The 22,409-nt window shown below is 70.0% G+C and carries 12 protein-coding genes and 2 rRNA genes; 12 read left to right on the top strand and 2 right to left on the bottom strand.

The annotated features are described in order from the left end of the window. The first annotated feature begins 260 nt into the window (after nt 1-260). The 8 genes from J2S42_RS21355 to J2S42_RS21320 all read left to right on the top strand — a co-directional run bounded on the left by J2S42_RS21355 (nt 261) and on the right by J2S42_RS21320 (nt 13,998). Nucleotides 261-3,335, top strand: a 23S ribosomal RNA gene (locus tag J2S42_RS21355). An 85-nt stretch (nt 3,336-3,420) separates the two neighbouring features. Then, nucleotides 3,421-3,537, top strand: a 5S ribosomal RNA gene (rrf, locus tag J2S42_RS21350). Nucleotides 3,538-3,662: 125 nt separating this feature from the next. Continuing rightward, on the top strand, nt 3,663-7,040 hold the full coding sequence (locus tag J2S42_RS21345; protein ID WP_307241762.1) for a DUF4132 domain-containing protein: 3,378 nt from the start codon (nt 3,663-3,665) through the stop codon (nt 7,038-7,040). A 14-nt stretch (nt 7,041-7,054) separates the two neighbouring features. Beyond that, nucleotides 7,055-8,128, top strand: coding sequence for an ATP-binding protein (locus tag J2S42_RS21340; protein WP_307248912.1), 1,074 nt, complete (start codon nt 7,055-7,057; stop codon nt 8,126-8,128). After that, the gene (locus J2S42_RS21335) at nt 8,125-10,392 is read left to right on the top strand and encodes a DUF5682 family protein (protein WP_307241761.1); all 2,268 of its coding nucleotides are present in this window, start codon (nt 8,125-8,127) and stop codon (nt 10,390-10,392) included. The genes J2S42_RS21340 and J2S42_RS21335 overlap by 4 nt, the downstream gene beginning before the upstream one ends. After that, nucleotides 10,389-11,525, top strand: coding sequence for a VWA domain-containing protein (locus J2S42_RS21330; RefSeq protein ID WP_307241759.1), 1,137 nt, complete (start codon nt 10,389-10,391; stop codon nt 11,523-11,525). Before J2S42_RS21335 ends, J2S42_RS21330 begins: the two co-directional genes overlap by 4 nt. After that, nucleotides 11,522-13,501, top strand: coding sequence for a YehQ family protein (locus tag J2S42_RS21325; RefSeq protein ID WP_307241757.1), 1,980 nt, complete (start codon nt 11,522-11,524; stop codon nt 13,499-13,501). The genes J2S42_RS21330 and J2S42_RS21325 overlap by 4 nt, the downstream gene beginning before the upstream one ends. Then, a complete protein-coding gene (locus J2S42_RS21320) occupies nt 13,501-13,998 on the top strand; it encodes an NUDIX hydrolase (protein WP_307241756.1) in 498 nt (165 codons plus the stop codon). The genes J2S42_RS21325 and J2S42_RS21320 overlap by 1 nt, the downstream gene beginning before the upstream one ends. Nucleotides 13,999-14,002: 4 nt before the next feature. Here the strand turns inward: J2S42_RS21320 and J2S42_RS21315 are convergent, their stop codons facing one another. After that, on the bottom strand, nt 14,003-15,985 hold the full coding sequence (locus tag J2S42_RS21315; RefSeq protein ID WP_307241754.1) for a hypothetical protein: 1,983 nt from the start codon (nt 15,983-15,985) through the stop codon (nt 14,003-14,005). Between the two features lie 362 nt (nt 15,986-16,347). Beyond that, nucleotides 16,348-17,610: a DUF4407 domain-containing protein gene (locus tag J2S42_RS21310; RefSeq protein WP_307241752.1), complete on the bottom strand. Its 1,263-nt coding sequence runs from the start codon at nt 17,608-17,610 to the stop codon at nt 16,348-16,350. Nucleotides 17,611-17,971: 361 nt separating this feature from the next. Here J2S42_RS21310 and J2S42_RS21305 point away from each other — a divergent pair, with 361 nt between their 5' ends. From J2S42_RS21305 to J2S42_RS21290, 4 genes are read left to right on the top strand one after another with little or no spacing between them, the layout of a single operon-like run. Beyond that, nucleotides 17,972-19,009 carry a hypothetical protein gene (locus J2S42_RS21305; protein WP_307241750.1) on the top strand — a complete coding sequence of 346 codons (1,038 nt, stop codon included), beginning with the start codon at nt 17,972-17,974 and terminating at the stop codon, nt 19,007-19,009. Beyond that, entirely contained in the window at nt 18,996-21,569 is a 2,574-nt protein-coding gene (locus J2S42_RS21300) for a sensor histidine kinase (RefSeq protein WP_307241749.1), read from the top strand. The genes J2S42_RS21305 and J2S42_RS21300 overlap by 14 nt, the downstream gene beginning before the upstream one ends. Next, nucleotides 21,566-21,988 (top strand): roadblock/LC7 domain-containing protein, encoded by a 423-nt coding sequence (locus J2S42_RS21295; protein WP_307241747.1) that lies wholly within the window; start codon nt 21,566-21,568, stop codon nt 21,986-21,988. Before J2S42_RS21300 ends, J2S42_RS21295 begins: the two co-directional genes overlap by 4 nt. Further along, nucleotides 21,985-22,395 carry a DUF742 domain-containing protein gene (locus tag J2S42_RS21290; protein WP_307241745.1) on the top strand — a complete coding sequence of 137 codons (411 nt, stop codon included), beginning with the start codon at nt 21,985-21,987 and terminating at the stop codon, nt 22,393-22,395. Before J2S42_RS21295 ends, J2S42_RS21290 begins: the two co-directional genes overlap by 4 nt. The last annotated feature ends 14 nt before the right edge of the window (nt 22,396-22,409 follow it).

Genomic DNA, 22,409 nt, shown 5'->3' with positions numbered 1-22,409 from the left:
CAACGGCCGACCTGCCTAGTACACCTCAGCGATGGGGAAGGAACGGTGCGAGGGTTCGGTGCGGCTAGCACGATTCGATTAGCACCCTGTTGAGTCCTGAAGGAACAACCGTGAGGTTGGGTCTTCGAGGAACTGAACGCCAGGCATGACCTTGCGCGACATACCGCCGAATGTTTTCGGGCTGGTGTTGTGTGTGGTGGTTGTGGGTTGGTTGTTTGTTGAGAATTGCACAGTGGACGCGAGCATCTTTGTTTTCTGTAGGTCAAGTTGTCAAGGGCGAACGGTGGATGCCTTGGCACCAGGAGCCGATGAAGGACGTGGGAGGCGACGATACGCCTGGGGGAGCTGTCAACCGAGCTGTGATCCCAGGATTTCCGAATGGGGGAACCCGGCACCAGTCATGTGGTGTCACCTACACCTGAATTCATAGGGTGTGTGGAGGGAACGCGGGGAAGTGAAACATCTCAGTACCCGCAGGAAGAGAAAACAACATGTGATTCCGCGAGTAGTGGCGAGCGAAAGCGGATCTAGCCTAAACCGATATCGCGTGATACCTGTCAGGGGTTGCGTTATCGGGGTCGTGGGACCATCTTTCCATTACTGACATGGTGGACGAAAGTTACAAAGTCGATTGTTAACGGAACAGTCTGGAATGTCTGGCCGTAGACGGTGAAAGTCCGGTACGTGAAAATAGTCGATCTTTCGTGATGGCACCCGAGTAGCAGCGGACTCCTGAAATCTGCTGTGAATCTGCCAGGACCACCTGGTAAGGCTGAATACTTCCTGGTGACCGATAGCGGACGAGTACCGTGAGGGAATGGTGAAAAGTACCCCGGGAGGGGAGTGAAATAGTACCTGAAACCGTTCGCCTACAATCCGTCGGAGCCTTTTGGGGTGACGGCGTGCCTTTTGAAGAATGAGCCTGCGAGTTAGTGGCATGTGGCGAGGTTAACCCGGGTGGGGTAGCCGTAGCGAAAGCGAGTCTGAAGAGGGCGTTCGAGTCGCATGTTCTAGACCCGAAGCGGGGTGATCTAGCCATGGGCAGGCTGAAGCGCGGGTAAGACCGTGTGGAGGGCCGAACCCACCAACGTTGAAAAGTTGGGGGATGACCTGTGGTTAGGGGTGAAAGGCCAATCAAACTCCGTGATAGCTGGTTCTCCCCGAAATGCATTTAGGTGCAGCGTTGCGTGTTTCTTGCCGGAGGTAGAGCACTGGATGGCCTAGGGGCCCTACAAGGTTACTGAAGTCAGCCAAACTCCGAATGCCGGTAAGTGAGAGCGTGGCAGTGAGACTGCGGGGGATAAGCTTCGTAGTCGAGAGGGAAACAGCCCAGATCGCCAGCTAAGGCCCCTAAGCGTGTGCTAAGTGGAAAAGGATGTGGGATCGCATTGACAACCAGGAGGTTGGCTTAGAAGCAGCCACCCTTTAAAGAGTGCGTAATAGCTCACTGGTCAAGTGGTTCCGCGCCGACAATGTAGCGGGGCTCAAGTACACCGCCGAAGCTGTGGCATTCACACTTTGTGTGGATGGGTAGGGGAGCGTCGTTCAGCGGGTGAAGCTGCCGGGTGACCGAGTGGTGGACGCTGGACGAGTGAGAATGCAGGCATGAGTAGCGAATGAAGGGTGAGAATCCCTTCCGCCGGATGACCAAGGGTTCCAGGGCCAGGCTAATCCGCCCTGGGTGAGTCGGGACCTAAGGCGAGGCCGAGAGGCGTAGTCGATGGACAACGGGTTGATATTCCCGTACCCGCGAAGAAGCGTCCCTGCCGAACCTCACTGTGCTAACCACGCGAACTGATTGACGTCTTCGGACTGATAAAGGGGAGTCTGGGATCCTGGTGGGTAGTAGGCAAGCGATGGGGTGACGCAGGAAGGTAGCTGAGCCCGGTGAGTGGTTGTGCCGGGGTAAGCGTGTAGGCCGTGTCATAGGCAAATCCGTGACGCATATAGGCTGAGACGTGATGCCGAGCCGATTCAGGTGAAGTCAGTGATCCTATGCTGCCGAGAAAAGCCTCTAGCGAGCTTTGAGCGGCCCGTACCCTAAACCGACACAGGTGGTCAGGTAGAGAATACCGAGGCGACGGGTGAACTGTGGTTAAGGAACTCGGCAAATTGCCCCCGTAACTTAGGGAGAAGGGGGGCCGGACGCGTGAAGCCACTTGCTGGTGGAGCGTGGTATGGCCGCAGAGAGCAGGGGGAAGCGACTGTTTACTAAAAACACAGGTCCATGCGAAGTCGTAAGACGATGTATATGGACTGACGCCTGCCCGGTGCTGGAACGTTAAGGGGACCGGTTAGCCAGTGATGGCGAGGCTGAGAACTTAAGCGCCAGTAAACGGCGGTGGTAACTATAACCATCCTAAGGTAGCGAAATTCCTTGTCGGGTAAGTTCCGACCTGCACGAATGGCGTAACGACTTCCCCACTGTCTCAACCACAGGCCCGGCGAAATTGCAGTACGAGTAAAGATGCTCGTTACGCGCGGCAGGACGGAAAGACCCCGGGACCTTTACTATAGCTTGACATTGGTATTTGGGTTGGCTTGTGTAGGATAGGTGGGAGCCGGTGAAGCTCGGACGCCAGTTCGGGTGGAGGCAATCTTGAAATACCACTCTGGTTGATCTGGGTATCTAACTTCGGGCCCTTATCGGGTTCAGGGACAGTGTCTGGTGGGTAGTTTAACTGGGGCGGTTGCCTCCTAAAGGGTAACGGAGGCGCCCAAAGGTTCCCTCAGCCTGGTTGGCAATCAGGTGTTGAGTGTAAGTGCACAAGGGAGCTTGACTGTGAGACTGACGGGTCGAGCAGGGACGAAAGTCGGGACTAGTGATCCGGCACTTGCGTGTGGAAGCGGTGTCGCTCAACGGATAAAAGGTACCCCGGGGATAACAGGCTGATCTTCCCCAAGAGTCCATATCGACGGGATGGTTTGGCACCTCGATGTCGGCTCGTCGCATCCTGGGGCTGTAGCAGGTCCCAAGGGTTGGGCTGTTCGCCCATTAAAGCGGTACGCGAGCTGGGTTTAGAACGTCGTGAGACAGTTCGGTCCCTATCCGCCGCGCGCGTAGGATACTTGAGAAGGGCTGTCCCTAGTACGAGAGGACCGGGACGGACGAACCTCTGGTGTGCCAGTTGTCCTGCCATGGGCATGGCTGGTTGGCTACGTTCGGAAGGGATAACCGCTGAAAGCATCTAAGCGGGAAGCTCGCTTCAAGATGAGGTATCCCACCCACTTCGGTGGGGTAAGGCTCCCAGTAGATGACTGGGTTGATAGGCCGGAGATGTAAGCACGGTAACGTGTTGAGTTGACCGGTACTAATAGGCCGAGGACTTGACTACATTAAACGTGCAAAGTTTGCTACGCGTCCACTGTGTGATATCTGAACAAACAACCGTGACGATCCACCGGTTAAGTTCATAGTGTTACGGCGGTTATAGCGAGAGGGAAACGCCCGGTTACATTCCGAACCCGGAAGCTAAGCCTTTCAGCGCCGATGGTACTGCACTCGGGAGGGTGTGGGAGAGTAGGACGCCGCCGGACTTCTTCATGATCAGGGCCACCCCATCCGGGGTGGCCCTGATGTGTTTTTCAGGACCTCAGGGAAAATGTCGCACCCTCCCGATACGGTGACGCCGAAAGTGAGCGAGCCACGGGAGGTTGACGACATGACCGCACCTGCGTTGCCGGACGAGGACACGTTCGTCGTGCAGCCGGCGTGGCTCCGCTACCGCTATGCCCGTCGTGGTGAGCCCGGCCTGAAGCCGCGTGTCCCGGACGGGCAGAAGGCGCGGGCCGCCGTCGCGGAGTTCGCCAGCGCGATGCCTGGGCGGGTCCGCACGATGCTGGAGCACCCGCTCACCGATCCGGCGATTGCCGAGGCCGGGTTGGCGTTCCACCTCGGGCAGCCGGATCCGAGCCCGATCGGCGCCGCCGCGTCCGCGCAGGGGTGGTATCGGGTGCTGAGCTACAGCCACCACGAGAAGCTTCCGCTTCTCGCGGACCTGTGGCTCGCCGAGCACGGCCTGCGGTTTGCGGTCCGGGCGGTCGTCGAGCTCTTCTCGATGACCGTCAGCAAGCCGTACGAGTCGGTCAGTCCGTTGATCTTCACAGACGTCGTCGACCAGCGGTTCCGGATGCATCAGCGGCCGCTGCTCGACCTCGCCGCCCGGGTCCGGCACGCGTTGGCGACCGCGCCCGAGGAGGAGTACCGGGAGATCGTGGCGGTGCTGGCGGCGCAGCGGGATTCGACGGTGCTGCGCCGGGTCGCCACGTCGTTCCTGGCGCCGACCGAGGCCTCGTGGGTCGAGGCGGACACCGCGGAGATCGTCGCGACCGGCTCCGGCGAGCTGGCGCTGATCGCGCTCACGACCGTCACGACCAGGGAGCAGGTCGAGCTGATCATCCCGCCGGTCCAGCCGTGGTGGATGCTGCAGAACCCGGCGCTGCTCTACACGTTCCTGATCGGCACTCGCGCCGGCGCCTTCCCCGCCCTGCGGGTCTGGGCGCTGACGAACCTGGACGCCGCGGAGTACGCGAAGCGTTTCCTCCCCGCGCTCGGTGCGGTCCCCACGGATGAGGCCTTCCAGGCGCTGCTGGACCGGGTGGACGAGCGTTTCGTGCTGCCCGAGGTCCAGGCCGCGGCAGGCCGGTTCCCCGCGCGGGCGATCCGGCTGCTGGCGCTCCAGCCGCCGGCCAAGCGCACGCTCGCCGAGCTGCTGAACGCGGTGGTTCTGGCGAATCAGCGGCTGGCCATCGATCTGCTGGGCACGCTGCCGGAGGCGTCGGCGAGCCGGGTGCGCGACCTGCTGGACCGTGCCGCGGACGTCGCCGAGGCACCGGCCGGCTCGCTGCCGCCGTTGCTGGTCAGCCCGCCCTGGTCGGTGAAGCGCACGATCCGCAAGCCGAAGGTGATCACCGGTCTGGTCTGCGACGACCCGGTCGCGCTGGACTGGGCGTCCGGCGAGGCCGATGCCTGGTCGAAGGTGCGGCTCGAGGAGTCGTCCTGGGCCGTGAACCAGGACTGGGCGGCGATCCTCGCCGCGGCCAAGAAAGGCCGCAACAGCTGGTACAACAGCGGCCCGTTCTTCGCCTTCGCCCCGCTGTCGATGACGCTGCCGGCGATCGGGCGATGGCAACCGCGCGACCTGTGGGAACCCGGCGATCTCATGCGGGTCGTGGTGGCCCGGCACGGCATCGTGGCGTACCCGGCCGCGCTCTTCGCCGCGCAGGGTATGCCGCAGGCCGCGGCCGCGCTGCTGCCGTTCACGTCGCCCGAGGTGGCGACGCTGATGGCGGATCGGTACGCGCGGCTCAAGTCGGTGCGGTCGATCGCCCTCGCCTGGCTGCAACGCCACCCGGTCTCCGGTGCGCGGGCGCTGATCCCGGCTGCGGTCGGCAAGCCCGGGCCGGAGCGGCGGAACGCGGAGCGGGCGCTGCTGGCGATCGTCGCCGCCGGGTATGCGGACGAGGTGCGGATGGCCGCCCGGTCGTACGGCGAGGAGGTCGCGACCGAGATCGAACCGCTGATCACGACGGACCCGCTGGACCGGCTGCCGGCGAAGATCCCGGTGGTGCCGGACTGGGCGGACGCCGCGATGCTGCCCCGGTTGCAGACCGGAGCGGGCGCGCTGCCGCTCGACTCGGTGCGGCACGTGCTGACCATGCTGGCCATGTCGCGCCTCGCCGAGCCGTACCCCGGTCTGGATGTGGTGAAGGGTGTGGTGGATCGGCGGGGCCTGGCCGAGTTCGGGTGGGCGCTGTTCCGGCGCTGGCAGGCAGCCGGTATGCCGGCGAAGGAGGCGTGGGCGTTCGAGGCTCTGGCGCACGTCGGCGACGACGACGTGGTGCGCGGCCTGACGCCGCTGATCCGGGCCTGGCCGGGCGAGGGCGGGCACACGCGCGCGGTCACCGGCCTGGAGATCCTTTCGACGATCGGTACAGACGTGGCGCTGATGCACCTGCACGGCATCGCGCAGAAGGTGAAGTTCAAGGGTCTCAAGGACCGGGCGAACGAGAAGATGGCCGAGGTCGCGGCCGCGCTGAAATTGCGCCCGGAACAGCTCGCCGACCGGCTGCTGCCCGACTTCGGGCTGGACGGTTCCGGCAGTCTCACGCTCGACTACGGGTCGCGCCGCTTCGTGGTCGGCTTCGACGAGCAGCTGAAGCCGTTCGTCCGAGAGGCGGCCTCGGTCCGGTCGGGGGTGGACGGCGGGGTGGCAGCCGGGGAGGGCGGCAAGACGCTCAAGGCGCTGCCGAAGCCGGGTGTCAAGGACGACGCCGAGCTCGCGCCGGAGGCGTACCGCCGGTTCTCGGGCTTGAAAAAGGATGTTCGCACGGTCGCCGGTGACCAGATCCGGCGCCTGGAGACCGCCATGGTGAACGGCCGGCGCTGGAGCGGTGCGGAGTTCGCGCAGTACCTGGTCGGGCATCCGCTGCTGGTGCACATCGTGCGCCGGCTCGTGTGGGGCGTCTACGACGAGCGCGGCGCGCTGACCGCCACGCTGCGGGTGGCGGAGGACCGCACGTTCGCCGGCGTGGATGATGAGCCGGTGACCGTGGCCGAGAGCGCCGTGCTCGGCGTCGTGCACCCGATCACGCTCGGCGACGCGCTGCCGCGCTGGGCCGAGGTCTTCGCCGACTACGAACTGCTGCAACCGTTCCCGCAGCTCGGGCGCGAGATCTTCCGGCTGGAGCCGGCCGAGCGGGAGCAGACCGAGCTGCTGCGCTTCAAGAACGTCAAGGTGCCGACCACGAAGCTGCTCGGGCTCGAACGGCGCGGCTGGCGGCGCGGCGACGTCGGCGACGGCGGCCATCAGGGCTGGTTCGAACGCGACCTGACCGACGACCTGATGATGATGGTCTACATGGACCCGGGCATGGCGGTCGGCGCGGTCGACTACTTCCCGGAGCAGCGCCTGGACCAGGTCGCCGCGCACGGCCCCGGTGCCTACTGGCAGCGGGACAGGAAGTCCACGAAGCTGGGTGAGCTCGACGAGATCACGATCTCCGAGATCATCCGCGATCTGAACGAGGTGACCGCGTGACCGATGTCCAGACGATGCAGCGTCCACCGGCCGAGGTTCGGTACGCGGACGAGCTGCGGCGGTTGCGGGACACGGACTCCGATCCGCGCCCGCCGGGCTGGGCACTGAGCCTGCGCGCCGCACGCCGGTTCATCATCGGCGACGAGCGGCACGGCATCTCCCGCAAGTTCGTCGGCGACCCGTCGCTGATCGACCGGGCACTGGTCAGCCTGGCCACCAGCCGCGGCCTGATGCTGGTCGGCGAGCCCGGCACCGCGAAGTCGCTGCTGTCCGAGCTGCTCGCGGCCGCGGTCTCCGGCGACTCCACGCTGACCATCCAGGGCGGCGCCGCCACCACGGAAGACCAGATCAAGTACTCGTGGAACTACGCGATGCTGGTCGCGGACGGGCCGTCGACCCGTTCGCTGGTCCCGGCGCCGCTGCTGCGCGGCATGGCCGAGGGCAAGGTGGTCCGGTTCGAGGAGATCACCCGGTGCCCGCTGGAGGTGCAGGACTGCCTGCTCTCGCCGCTCTCCGACCGGGTGCTGGCCGTGCCGGAACTGACCGGGCCGGACGCGATGGTGTTCGCGACCGAGGGCTTCAACATCATCGCCACCGCGAACACGCGCGACCGCGGCGTCAACGAGATGAGCTCCGCGCTGAAGCGCCGCTTCAACTTCGAGACGGTCTTCCCGATCGCGGACCTGGCCACCGAGCTTTCGCTGGTCGAGGCGGAGGCGTCCGCGCTGCTGCGGCGCTCCGGCGTGACCGCCGCGCCGCACCGGGACGTGCTGGAGGTGCTGGTCACCACGTTCCGGGAGCTGCGCGTCGGGCAGACCGCGCGCGGCGACTCGATGGACAAGCTGACGTCCGTGATGAGCACGGCGGAGGCGGTTTCGGTGGCGCACGCGGTCGGGCTGCGCGGCTGGTTCCTGCGCGGCGAGGCCGGCACCGCCGAGGACGTGGTCTCCTGCCTGGCCGGCACCGCGGCGAAGGACAGCACGGAGGACCTGGCCAAGCTGCGGCGGTACCTGGAGCAGCAGGCCCGCGGTCGCAAGGGCGCGGCGTGGAAGGCGCTCTACGACGCCCGGCACGTGCTCCCCGGATGATCACGTTCATCGGCGTCCGGCACCACAGTCCTGCGTGCGCGCGCCTGGTCCGGGAGACGATCGAGGACCTGCGACCCGCGTACGTGCTGGTCGAGGGCCCGGCGGAGATGAACGCGCGGATCGGTGAGCTGCTGCTCGGGCACGAACTGCCGATCGCGGTGTTCAGCAGCTACCGGGACGGCGAGCGGCACCACGCGTCCTGGGCGCCGTTCTGCGACTACTCGCCGGAGTGGGCCGCGCTGACCGCAGGGCGCGCGGCCGGCGCCGAGCTGCGCTTCATCGACCTGCCCGCGTGGCACCCGGCGTTCGCGGAGCGGCGCAACCGGTACGCGGACGCGGACCAGCGGTACGCGGACGTGATCGACCGGCTCTGCCGCGAGTTCGCGGTGGACAACGTGGACACGCTCTGGGACCACCTGTTCGAGATCCCGGACCCGGACGGGATCGCGGACCGGCTGGCCGCCTACTTCGACCTGATCCGGGGCGAGACCGAGGGCGGCGCGGGCGAGGACGACGAGGCGCGCGAGGCGTACATGGCGTCCTGGATCCGCCGAACCCGCAGGGAGGCCGGTGACCGCCCGATCGTGGTGGTGACCGGCGGCTTCCACCGGCCCGCACTGGTCCGGCTGGCCGTGCTGCCCGGCGACGACGACCCGGTCGAGCACGCGCTCCCGGCGGACGCGGCCGGTGGCAGCTACCTGGTGCCGTACTCGTTCCGGCGCCTCGACTCGTTCGACGGCTACCAGTCGGGCATGCCGTCCCCGGCGTACTATCAGCGGCTCTTCGAGGAGGGACCGGAGGCCGCGGCGGACCACCTGCTGGCGACCGTGGCCGGCCGGCTGCGCGAGCGTAAGCAGCGGCTCTCCACCGCGGACCTGATCGCCGCGTCAGCGTCCGCGGAAGGGCTGGCGCTGGTGCGCGGGCACCGGCACCGATCCCGGACCGACGTGCTGGACGGGCTCGCGTCCGCGCTGCTGGACGAGGCGCTGGACGTGGCGCTGCCCTGGTCGACGCGCGGCACACCGGCGCCCGGTACGCACCCGGTGGTGGTGGAGATGGTCGCGGCGCTCAGCGGCGACCGGGTCGGCAGGCTGCACCCCGACACGCCCGCGCCGCCGCTGGTGCACCACGCCACCGCGGAGCTGGAGCGGCACGGACTGGACCGGGACGGCAACCGCCGCCTCGACCTGGCCCGGGACGGTGACCGCGAGGTCAGCCGGGTGCTGCACCGGCTGCGGCTGCTGAACGTGCCCGGCTTCACCCGGCACTCCGGCCCTCGGACCGGCATCGACCCGGAGCCGGTCGAGGAGTGGTCGATCACCCGTGACGACCGGCGGCTGCCCGCGCTGATCGAGGCCGGCGGGTACGGCGCGACGATCGGCGAGGCGGCCGGTGCGACGCTGGCCGAGCGCGTCACGCTGGTCGGCGGCGACGTGGAACAGCTGGCTGGCGTGCTCTTCGACGCCGCGCTGGCCGGCGTCCCGGAGCTGTCCGCGCAGGTGCTCGACGCGATCGACCGCGCGGTCGGCGGCACGCCGGAGATGGGACCGCTCGGCCGGGTGCTGGAGGTGGTGCTCGCGCTGTGGCGGCACGACCGGCTGCTCGGCACTGCCGGCAGCGCACCGCTCGGCACCGTGATCACCGCGTCGGTGGCCCGGATTCTCTGGCTGGCCGAGGGCGTCCGCGGTGGCGCCGCGCCTGCGGATCTGCCGCGGATCGCCGCGCTGGCGTCGGTGCGGGACGCGCTGGTGCACGCCGGGACCGCGCTGGACCTGGACCGGGGCGCGGCGCTGGGCGTGGCCGCGCGGCTGGCGCTGAGCTCGGAGGCACCGCCGGACCTGCGTGGCGCCGGCTTCGGGTTCGGCTGGTCGCTGGGCGCGGACCAGGCCGGTGACCCGGTCCGGGCGGTGCGCGGCGCGTTCACGCCGTCGTCCGCCGGTGACTGGCTGGCCGGGCTGTTCGCGCTGGCCCGCGAGGAGGTGCTGCAGGCCGGTGGCGTCCTGGACGTGCTGGACGAGGCGATGGACGCGATGGGCGACGACGACTTCCTGATCGCGCTGCCCGCGCTGCGGCAGGCGTTCGAGTTCTTCCCGCCGCGCGAACGGGACACGATCGCGCGGCACCTGCTGGCCCGGCGCGGGATCGCCGGGGACAGCCGTGCGCTGCTGCGCCTGCACGCCGCGCCGGAACTGGTCGCGGCCGGCGCCGAGCTGGACGGCCGGGTCGCGGACCTGCTGAACCGGGAAGGGCTGATCACCACGTGACGACGGATCCGACGCTGGAACGCTGGCGGCTGGTGCTCGGCGAGCCGGGCGAGTCCGTGCTCAACGGCCAGGGCCTGAGCGGTGCGGGCGCGGCCCGGGACGCGGCGCTCGACTGGCTCTACGGCCGGGACGAGGGCCTGCGCAAGCGGGGCATCCGAGGCGGTGCCGGTAAGCAGGGCGGCAACGGCCCGTCCGTGCTCACCACGGTGGACTGGCTGAACGACATCGCGAAGCTGTTCCCGAAGGAGACGATCGAGCGGCTGCAGAAGGACGCGGTCGAGAAGTACGAGATTCACGACGTGGTCACGAACCCGGCCGTGCTGGAGACGATCACACCGAACCAGACGCTGCTCAAGGCCGTGCTGCGCACGAAGCACCTGATGAACCCCGAGGTGATGCGGCTGGCCCGGCGGATCGTGGAGGCGGTGGTCCGCGACCTGATGGAGCGGCTGAAGGCGGACATCCGCAAGTCGTTCAGCGGCAGCCGCAGCCGGCGGCCGAGCCGGTTCAAGCAGGCCCGCAACTTCGACGTGAAGCGCACGATCCGCGACAACCTGGGGCACTACCAGCCGGCGGAACGGCGGGTGTTGATCGAGACGCCGTACTTCTTCTCGCGTACCCGGCGGCATCTCGATCAGTGGCAGGTGATCCTGCTGGTCGACCAGTCCGGGTCGATGACCGACTCGGTGATCCATTCGGCGGTGACCGCGGGCTGCCTGTGGGGGCTGCCGGGGATCAAGACGCACCTGGTCGCGTTCGACACCGAGGTCGTCGATCTCACGTCCGACGTGGACGACCCGGTTGAGCTGCTGATGAAGGTGCAGCTCGGCGGCGGTACGAACATCACCCGCGCGGTGCAGTACGGCAGCGGCCTGATCGAGAACCCGCGCCGGTCGATCTTCGTGCTGATCAGCGACTTCTACGAGGGCGGCGACCCGCACCACCTGGTCCGGCTGATCGGCAACCTGGTCGACCAGGGTACGAAGGTGTTCTGTCTGGCCGCGCTGGACTCGGAGGCGAACCCGGACTACGACGCGCACACCGCGCAGCGCTTCGCGAACGTGGGCGCGGCCGTGGGCGCGATGACGCCGGGCGAACTGGCCTCCTTCGTCGCGGAACACGTGAACCGATGAGGGCCGAACTGCTCGCGCTGAGCCCGGACGCGCTGGCCGCGCTGACCAACCGTGGCCTGGTCAAGCGCGCGGCCAAGGAGGTCGACGCGGCGCCGCCGGCGGTGACCGAGGAGCCGGACGGCACGGTGGTGGCCACGTTCGCGGACGGGCCGGTCACCCGGCTGCCGTCCGGCGGGCTGGACGCGGGCTCCTGCACCTGCGGCGCGCTGGGCGCCTGCCGGCACCTGCTCGGGCTGGTTCTGGCGTACCAGCGGGTTGCGGTGCCGGAGACCGCCGACGCACCGGAGGCCGTCGCCGTACCCGAGAAGGCGCCGTCCGGGCCGGTGGACTGGTCGCCGGGCACGTTCACCGACGAGGAACTGCAGAAGCGGGTCGGCACCCGGCTGATGACCGCGGCTCGCAAGGCGCTGCGCTCCGGGTACGTCGCCCGCGTCCGCCGCCCGACCGCGGACGACCCGGCGCCGCAGGTCGACCTCGGTTCCGCCACGGTCCGGTTCCTGGTCCCGCACGACCTCGGCTTCGTGCATACGGACGCGGTCGCGGGCGCACGCGACGACGTGCTCGCGCTCGCGGTCTGGGCATTCCGGGCCGCGGACGAGCGCTCGCCCGGCACCTCGGAGATCCAGATCGAGGTCGGGGGTACGGATGCGGCCGCGGCCAAGGACGGCGGCGGGCTCGCACCGGCCGTGGCGGTCGCATCCGCGCTGCTGCGCGACGGTGCGGTGCACGCCGGGCCGGGCCTGGCGTCCGCGCTGGCCGAGGCACGCCGCGGGCTCGACGCGGCCGGGCTGCGCTGGCCGCTGCTGGCGATCGCGGATCTGGCCGAGCTGCTGCTGGCGTACCGCGACCGCGGCGCCGGCTACCGGCCGGAGCTGCTCGCCGAGCTGCTGGTGGAGCTGCACGCGCGCGACCGGACCGTACGCAACGGTGGATCCGGCCTGCGCAGCCGGGTGCTCGGCACGGAGGAGGCGGCCGAGACACCGCTGCGGCGGACCCGGCTGGAGAGCCTGGGCTGCCGGGTCGCCGAGCTGGGCGACGACCGAACCGCCGAGATCTTCTTCGCGCACGCGGACAGCACCACCGTGCTGGTGTTGCGCCGCTCCTGGACCACGGACGAGGACGGCCCCGCGCTGGCCCGCCGCCGGGCCGGTGGCGTCACGATCGGCGCGCTGGCCGGCGGCAACGTCGTCTCCGAGTCCGCGGTGCGCAGCGCGAGCCGGGTGGTGCGGCTGGCCACCGGGCGGCTGGCGAAGACGTCCGCGTCCCCGTCGCGCGGCACATGGGAGCAGTTGCCGGGCGGGCTGTTCGTGGACTCCTACGACGACCTGCGCGGCCGGCTGGAGGTGCTACCGCCGCGCCCGGTCCGGCCGCGCGTCGAGGCCGAGCTGGTGCGCGCGCTGGCGGTCGCGGAGGTGCGGCACGTCGTCTACTCGCCCGGTCAGCAGCGGCTGGAAGCGCTGGTAGCGGACGCGTCCGGTGCGGTCGCGCGGATCGTCGCGCACCACACGTCCGCCGCGCCGGGCCGGCTGGACGCGCTGGCCGCCGCGCTGACCGGTGACCACGGCCCGGTCCGGGCGGTCAGCGGCAGCGTCCGGCGATCGGCCGGTGGCCTGGTGGTGGACCCGCTCGCGGTGGCCGCGGACGGCACGATCGTGGTGCCGGACCTGACGCCGCCCGGCGGGCAGGCGGACGCGATGCCGCACGGCACGATCCCGTCGGACCCGCTGGCCGAGGCGCTGGCCCAGACCCAGGGGTTGCTGGCGGAGGCGGCGCACCGCGGGCTGGCCCATCTGCCCGCGTCGTTCCGGGAGCGGCTGGGGGCGGAGGCGACCGTGCTCACCGGTTTCGGGCTGCGCCGCGTCGCGGACGCGGTGCGCGGCTTCGCGGACTCGCTCGGGCCGGACCCGTCGGACGCCGCGGTGGAGTCGTGGGTGGACGCGGCGCTGCACGTCGGTACGGCACTGGAGCTGCGCTGATGCCGTACACGATCCCGCTCGACGTGTTCCTGATCCTGTCCCGCGGCGACGAGGTGCTGCTCGCGTTGCGGGAGAACACCGGCTTCGCGGACGGGCTGTGGAACGTGCCGTCCGGCAAGGTGGAGCCGGGCGAGAGCGCGGTCGCGGCCGTGCTGCGCGAGGCGCGCGAGGAGGTGGGCCTGTCGCTGGCCGTCGCGGACGTGCGGCTGGTGACCACCGTGCATGTGAACAGGCCGGACGGGCACGTGCGGATCGGCTTGTTCTTCCATGCGGTGCACGATCCGGCGCGGCACGGCGAACCGGTCAACGCGGAACCTCACAAGTGCGGCGGCCTCGCCTGGTCTGCGGTGTCATCGCTCCCGCCGGACACCGAGCCCTACAACGCCGCCGGCCTCACCGGCTGGCGCACCGGCAACCCGCTGGTCCTGGACGGCTGGCCGGCGGGAGCGGCGGAACGGGAGCGCGGCGTGACCGGTACCGCCCGGTCCTGGTTCTGATCCCTCAGTTGCTGAGGTCGACCATCCAGAAGCCGGCGCCGCGCGCGTTGAGCTCGGGTTTGTGCTGGCGGGTGCGGATGGCCCGGGCCTCGTCGTAGAAGCGGTCGACCTGGAAGACCGCGCGGTCGGCGAGGTGGTCGAGCGCGGCGGCGATCTGTACGTCGAGCGCGCCGGTGGGGTCGCCGAGCGGGTCGGTGCGGATCCATTGTGCGATGACGAGCCGGATCAAGTGCGGGTCGCCGTTGATCGGTTCGGCCAGTTCGCGCAGTTCGCCGCGGGGGCCGGGGTGCAGGCCGGTCATGTGCGGCGCGGCGGTGATCGCGCGTAGCTCGGCCAGCCACTCGTCCGCGGGCAGCGCGGCCAGGCGCAGGTCGAGGTGGCTGACGACCGGCTCGATCTCGCCGAGCGCGAGGCCGTGGCGGAGCGCACCGATCCGGTCGCCGAGCTGCTCGTAGTGCTCGCGGAGCCGTTCGTGCACGGCTCGCCAGGAGTCGGGGTGGTTGATCGGGCGCTCGGCGAGCTGGTCGAGCAGGACCCGGCGCAGGAATGGGTGCAGCACCCGGGTTCTCGGCGCGACCAGCAGATCGGTGCGGACGAACTCGGCGAGCCCGGGCGGTGGTGGTGCGGCGAGCGCGACCGCGGTGGAGACCGGGTCGAGCACCGGCACCGCGCTGCAGGTGACCAGCTCCTCGTGCAGCGCGCCGCCGACGCGGCCGAGCAGCCGGCCGGCGCTCACCGTCGCGAGCGTCGCACCCGGGTCAACGGCGTCGGCCAGACGCAGCACTGTCCGGGGATCGAGGGGCGGGCCGGAGGCGGAGTCCGCCTGTCGAGCCGCCGCCAGCGTCCGTAGCACATGGGCGAACCCCCAGGGATGGCCGCCGGTGAGACGCTCCGCCACGGTCACGTCGTCGGAGGTGACGGCGGACTCCAGGTGACGGCACATCGCCTCGGCGGACTCGTCGTCGAGATCGGGCAGCTGGGTCACGAACAGCAGGTGCGCCGGGTCGGCCCAGCCGGCGGCGAGCCGCTCGCGCCAGGCGCCGGCACCGCCGTCCGCCGCGACCGACGGCGTGGACGCGGTGGCACCGGCCGGGAATCGGGTATGGCCGGACGCGAGCAGCAGCATCGGGTCGGAGCGGCCGGTGCCGCCGCGCTCGACCAGCCGCTTGTGCCGGACGGACGTGAGCGTGGAGAGCAGGCTCAGGCCGGAGCCGCTGTCCGCGTGGTCGAGCAGCACCACAGGATGGTCGGTGCGCGGGCCGGCGAAGCGCCCGCCGTCGTACGCCGCGGCAAGGTCGGTCAGGAACGCTTCGCAGAGCATCGCCTCGACGGCCTCGTGGTCGACCTCCATCGTGTGCCGCAGGTCGATCAGCGCGTCGACCGGGTCGCTGGAGGTGGTGTGCCGATGCCGGTACCACAACAGGCTCTCGTGGGCGCGGCGGCCGAGCGCGGCCGCGGTGGCGTCGATCGCGGCCAGGTAGCTGACCTCGGCCGGCCCGGGCTTGAGACCGGCGGCGGCGAGGTCCCGGCCGAGCTTCAGCATCACCTCGCGGGTGGTGGTCTTGAGCCGGTGCCGGCTGGCCAGCAGGTCGCGGAGCACCTGCTCGGTGACGTGCCGGCTGTTGTCGTCCTCGAACGACACGCGCAGCGCGACCAGGCCGAGCGCGAACCGCGGGAGCGTGAGCCGGCCGTAGCCCTTGACCTGAGTGGCGAAGCCGAACATCATCCGCCCGAGCAGCTCGTGTGGTTCCAGCCAGCCGCAGGCGCCGAGGTCGATCCGCACGCACGGTCGGATGCCCTGCTCCTCCGTCCACACGTGGGAGAGCAGGTCACTGCCGCGGTCGCCACGGGCGGTCCAGAACAGCATGATCGGCTGCTCGGTCGGCACCATGTCGCCCGCGTCGGTGAACTCCGGCTCCAGGAACCGGGGCAGCAGACGGTCGACGATCCAGCGACGGTTCGGCGGTAGCGGGGGCGGTTCGGGCATGGCGGGGGTCCTCGCTCGACTCGCTCGGTGTGGGGTGCGGGGCATGGCGCGAGGCGCTCCGGCTATGATGCGCGCTTGCACGAAGCGAAGGCAAGTGCAGATGCACGTGCATATGCAGACTCTCAAAGGTGAGTCATTTCTCGCGCAAACGGACAAAACGCGCTTACCCCGTTGATTCGCGCGTGGCCGCCGGGAACACCGATCGCTAGTTTTCCGGATTTTCGGCGCGCTGACGTGCGCAGGTTCGCCGCATCGGGGTCACAACTGAGCCAAGTTTGCGGCACTGCACGGTCAACCGTCCCACTTCGGTCGGAATCCAGTCGTGCTCTTTACTCGATCTAACGGACGAATGCGGTAGAGGGCTATGGCGTGCGGGCGGCGCGACGCCGGCGGCGGGTGCGTCCGGAGGTGGCCCGGCCGACCGGGCGCCCGTGCGGCAGCGCCCGGTGCAGACCGCGCTCGGCCTGCAGCATCGCCGCATGCTCGGCGGCGCGGTGCTCGGCCTCGCGGCGCAGGAACTCCCGGTTGGCCAGGTATGCGGCGTCCAGCGCGCGGCGCGCGTCCGCCTGGGCTCGCAGACTCTCGGCCCGCTGCGACGCCGCGTAGATCAGCGCCGCGTGCACGTCCGGCGAGTCGCGCTCGGCCGTGGTCGCGGCCGCCAGCTCCTCTTGCGCGCGCCCGCGTCGGTGCCGCTTCGCGATGTCCACCAGACTGACCGGCGAGAAGACCTTCGCGACGGCCGGGACCAGGTCGACCACCACGAAGACGATCTCCAACAGGTGGTAGAGCTGCCGGGCCTCCGGGTCGGTGGCCAGCACCGAGGCGAGCGCGGCGCGGCGGGCGAAGATGCCGTCGTTGTGCGCGGTGGAGACGCTGGCCTGGTCCGCACTGGCCGCGATGCGCCGGTCGAGCTGCTGCACGGCCGCGTCGATCTCCGCGCCACGGATGGTGAGGCGGCGCAGCGCGGTGTCGCGGGCCGCCTTGCCGGCGTTCAGGTCGCCCAGTTTGACCTGCGCGATCGGGCCGCAGCCGGGCGTCCTCGTACCGCCGGTGCCGTTGCACTCCTCGTCGAACGCGCGCTGGAGTGCCGGGATCGCGGCGGCGGCCCGGTCGTACTCGGCCTGCAAATCCTTCTTCTCGGCGAGCAGCGTGGTGCGCTGGTTGGCCAGCTCGGAGGAGTCCCGTACCTGCGCCGAGATCGCGGACGCGTCCCGCAGCCGGTCCATGTCCAGCTGCTGCTGGATCTCCTTGGCGCCCACGCCGAGCATCGCGAACCAGGCGATCAGCAGGCCCATCGGCACCGCGATCGCGAGCCGCGGCACCAGCAGCCAGAGCCGGTGCAGCACGCCGTCCCGCTCGACGTGCGCGGAGACCAGCCAACGGTCGATCTGGAAGATGCCGAAGCCCCAGATCAGCGAGACCGCGAGCGCGACCTGCGGTGGCGCCTCGGTGGCGATGGTGACCGCCCAGAACATCGTGGCAGTGGCCATCAGCGTGGTGAACAGCACCAGTGCGCCGAAGACGCGATATCGGCCGGCCTCACCCCAGAAGATCGCCTCGCCGGGGTCGACGCCGGACGCGCGGAGGAAGAGGTGGAGCCGGAACCGGGCTTTGGTCGAGGACATCGAGCCTCCAACGGGCTGAATCACCCTCATTATTCGGTTTTGACCCCAGCGGTTTGACCTGATTGCCCAAATCCATGCCGATCGGTACGGGAACCGCCGTGATCGCCGTCCGTGATCACTGGATGGGCGCTCGGTGAGTGTTGATGCGCCAGCGGAGAATCCGGAGAATTTCTCTCTAATCGAAAATCCCATTAGGCGCCGACTTTCCGCTACTTTCCTACCCGTTGGCGGCGTCCGTTTCGCGCGGGGGCGATTACCGCGGCCGAGCCGTGGGGCGGCAGTGGGCTAGGGGTGCATTGTGATCATGCCAGTGCGGCGTGCGCGGCTACGGTCGCGTTCCGCGCCGGGTCTCATCGCGGTCGTGCTGATCCTCGTACCGGTCGCGATCCTGTTCGGACAGAGCTGGACCGGTACCGGCGAGCGAATAGACACCGTCGACCGCGAGCGAAAGGGCGTCGAATACGCGATCGCGCTCGGCGAACTCACCCGCGTGATGGCCGAGGCGCAGTCCGCGGCGCTGTACCGGACACCGTTGCTGGACCCGGTCAACGGCGCGGTCGCGGCCGTGGACGGCGTCGACGCGCGGCTCGGCGCGGAACTCGGCACCACCGCGCGGTGGACCGACGCACGCGTCAAGATCCAGGCGCTGGGCGGCGTCTCCGGTAGCACGTCCGAGATCTACGACGCGTACGCCGCGGTCACCGACCTGCTGCTCGCGCTGCACGCCGAGGTCCGCGACAACGCCCGGCTCAGCCGCGACCCGCAGGGCGACACGTTCCACCTGCAGGAGGCCGGCGCGGCCGAGCTACCCGCGCTGATCGTCGGCACTGGGCGCCTGGCCGACCTGGCCGGCATGGCGGTCGGCGCCTCCGCCGCGGACCGGGCCGCGCTGCTCGGTCGGGCGCTGGCCACTCGCGCGCTGATCGACGACGACGTCGCCGGCCTCACCGACAACCTCCAGGCGTCACTGGACGAGACCGAGAGCGACACGCTCAGCACCAAGCTGCTGACCGGTCTCAACCGGTTCCGGCAGGGCGTCGACAAGCTCTACGCGGTGGTGGACCTGTCCGCGACCGAGTCCGCCATGGCCACCCAGATCTCGCCCGCTCGCACCGAGGCACAGCGCGCGCAGGCGGACCTGATGTCGACCGTGCTCACCGAGTTGGACACGCTGCTCCGCGAGCGCGGCGGCGAGCTGGGCGCGCGGCGGATCACCGCGGTGCTCATGCTGGTCCTGGCCGTGCTGCTCGCGGCCGCGCCGTTCGCCCTGCTCGCGTTGCTCCGGCGGGCCACGCCGGAACCCGCCCGGCTGGAGCCGATGCCCCGGCACGCCGAGGAGGCACCGGCCGGGGACGACGTCTGGTCGCCGAGACGGAGGCGGGCCGGTGCGACGCGTTGAGATTCCCCCGCTGCGCGTACAGGGCAAGCTGGCGCTTGTCATGGTGGTGCCACTGCTCGGGCTGATCACGCTGGCGGTGCCGGTGGTGGTCGACCGCATGCAGGACGCCGGCCGTGCCTCCGACACCGCGGACCGGGTGGTGCGGGCCGGCCGGGTCGGCGCGGTGGTGCAGGCGCTCCAGCAGGAACGACTGCTCTCCGTGGCGTACGTCCGCGGCCTGGCCGACCGGTCCCGGCTCGAACTGCAGACCGCACGCGTCACCGACTGGATCGCCGACCTGCGCCGCGAGGACACGCTCACGCCCGAGCTGACCGCGGCCGCGGACTCGGTGGGTACGCTCGCCGAGACCCGTGCGGAGGTGCTCGCCCGGACCGCCGGGACGGACCTGATCGGCGCCGGGTTCGGGCAGGTCATCACGCGATTCATCGACGGGCTGCGGCTGACCGAGGTGGCGGACGGCGGCACCGCCACCGGGCGCCGGGTGCTGGCGCTGGACGCGGCGCTGCGCGTCGACGAGGAGGCCAGCGCCGGGGCGTACGTGCTGCTCGACCTCGCGGTCAGCAAGGACCTCACCGCGGTCGCCCGTGCGGCCGGACAGTTCACGGCACTGGACCGGCAGACCGCGCGGTTCCGCGGCTACGCCGATCAGGGACAGGCCGCGGCGTACGAGTCGGTGCTGGCCCAGATGCGGCTGGCGGCCGGGGAGGACTTCTTCGAACGGTTCGCCGCTGACCCGATCGGTACCGCTAACGCGCTGAATGCCGCGCGGATGCTGCCGTTCATCGAGTCGGTGCTGGTCAATGGGCGGTTCATCGAGGACCAGATCGCCCGTGACGTGGCAGATCTGGTGGTGGCCGACGGGCGGGCCGCGAACACCACGGCATACCTGGTGCTGGCGCTGACCGTACTGCTCACCGCGGCCGTGGCGGCCGGTGCGCTGGTCACCGCACGCCGGGTGACCCGGCCGCTGCTGCGGCTGACCGAGTCCGCGGACCGGGTCGCCCGGCTCACCGAGGAGGAACTGACCCGGGTGGCGGACGACGAGGCCGAGTCCGGCACGCCGATCCGGCTCGACCCGCTCCGGGTGCGCGGCGACGACGAGGTCAGCGACCTCGGGCACGCGATCAACCGGGTGCAGAACACCGCGGTCCGGCTGGTCGAACGCCAGGTCGCCGGCCGTCGGAACGTGGCGCAGATGTTCGGCCACATCGGGCGCCGCGCGGAGAACCTGATCGACCGCCAGCTCTCGATCATCGACGCGCTGGAGCGCGACGAGACCGACCCGGCACGCCTGGAGAGCCTCTACCGGCTCGACCACATGGCCAGCCGGCTTCGCCGCAACGCCAGCAGCCTGGTCGCGCTCTCCGGTGGCGGCACCGACGCAGGTCAGCACCGCGAGCCGCTGCCGTTGCTGCACGTGGTCCGGCTCGCGCTCGGCGAGATCGAGGGCTACCCGCGCGTCGACGTGGACGTGCCGGACACCATTGACGTGCTGCCACCGGCGATCGCGGACCTGACGCTGGTCATCGCGGAGCTGATGGAGAACGCCTGCACGTTCTCACCGCCGGACACGCGCGTCACGGTCACGGCCGCACCGGCCGGCAACGGCGTCCGCCTGATCATCATCGACCGCGGCCTCGGCCTGTCACCGGAGCGTCTGGCCAGGGAGAACGCGCGGCTGGCCCGCCGGGAACGCCTGGACCTGGCGCCGACCGAGGTGCTTGGCCTGGTCGTCGTCGGGCGCCTGTCCCGCCGGCAGGGTATGCCGGTCACGCTGGCCGAGACGCCCGGCGGCGGGGTCACCGCCACGGTCCTGCTCGGCCGTCGCCAGCTGATCCTGCCGGAGCCGGCCGACAGCGAGCCGGTCCTCGAGGTGGCGCTGCTGGACCGGGCGAGCCGCAGCCTGGAGGCCGGGCCCTCGTGGGACGCGTTCGCGATCTCGGCCACGGCGGCGGAGGTGCCGGTGGAGGAGGAGCCCGCGCCGCCGCTGCGGGTACGGCCGGTCGTCGAGTACCGGGCGGCACCGCTGGCGCTCCCCGCGCCGAGCGTCCCCACCGCGTCGCCGGCCGCCGGCCCGCTGATCGCCGGCGCCACGTTCGCGGGTCCGGCGGCCAGCGGTCCGCTGATCGTCGCGGACGCGAGCGGGCGCACGGCCGAGACCGCCGAGGTGCCGCGGCCACTGATCGTGCCGCAGCCGCTGATCGTGCCGGAGGTCGCGTCGCGTGGCGAGCTGGTGGTCGATCCGGCGCCGCACGTTCGGCAGGCCGACCAGGACACGTCGCCGACCACCGAGATCACGATCGTCGACCCGGCAGCCGATCTCGTGGTTCCCGGCGCGGCGGAGACGGGTAACGGTCTGCTGAAGCGGGTGCCGGGCGCCACGCTCGGCAGCCACGACGTATCACTCGTTCCACCCAGGATCGTCCGCCCGGAAACCGCACCGGTCCGCCAGGACCCGGAGAAGGTACGCGAGCTGATGCAACAGTTCGAGTCGGGTGTCGCCCGAGGCCTGCGTGCCGTCCGATCCGACCAGCACACCGACGAGGGAACCACCCGATGAGCACCTTGAGCACCGAGGCCAGGACGTTCAACTGGCTGCTGGACACGTTCGCGTCCGGCACCGCCGGGGTCGTCCAGGCGATCGCCGTGTCGTCCGACGGCCTGCTGATGGCGATGACCACCGCCCAGGAACGGGCCAACTCGGAGCGGCTCGCGGCCGTCGTGTCCGGGCTGACCAGCCTGGCCGTGGGCGCGGCCAGCTGCTACCCGCTCGGCGGGCTGAACCGGGTGGTGCTGGACATGGAAGAGGGATATCTGCTGGTCACGTCGATCAGCGCGGGGTCGGTGCTGGGCGTGATCGCGGAACGCTCGGCGAACCTGGGCACGCTCGCCTACGAGATGACGCTGTTCGTCAACAAGGCGGGCGACGCGCTCACCCCGAAGCTGATCGACGAGCTGAAGAGCCACGTCCGGACGTGACCGGCGACCACTTCTCGCGGGTACGCCCGTACCTGGAGTCGGAGCCCGCGACCGAACCCTCCTGGAACGCCTCCACCGGCTTCCGGCCGTTCGTGCTGACCGCGGGGCGGGTGCACGCGGACGGCGGCGACATGCCGGACATCGGGCTGGAGACGCACGTGGTGGCGCGCTGGGGTGAGTCCACCGACGCGCTTTCGCCGGAACAGCGGGAGATCGTACGGCTCTGCGTGGAGTCGCTGTCCGTAGTGGAGATCAGTGCGCGGATCGGGCTGCACGTCGGCGTCACCATGGTGCTGGTCGGCGACCTGGCCGCGGCCGGGCACCTGGCCGTGCACGAGACGACGCAGCCGGAGGGGCCGAGCGAGGAGATCATGAATCGGGTGGCGGACGGGCTGCGGTCACTCTGAATTGTCGTACCCCC

Source organism: Catenuloplanes indicus, assembly GCF_030813715.1.
GTDB classification, from domain to species: domain Bacteria; phylum Actinomycetota; class Actinomycetes; order Mycobacteriales; family Micromonosporaceae; genus Catenuloplanes; species Catenuloplanes indicus.
Note: the sequence above shows the minus strand (reverse complement) of the source record. Positions and strands in the feature narration are given on the sequence as shown.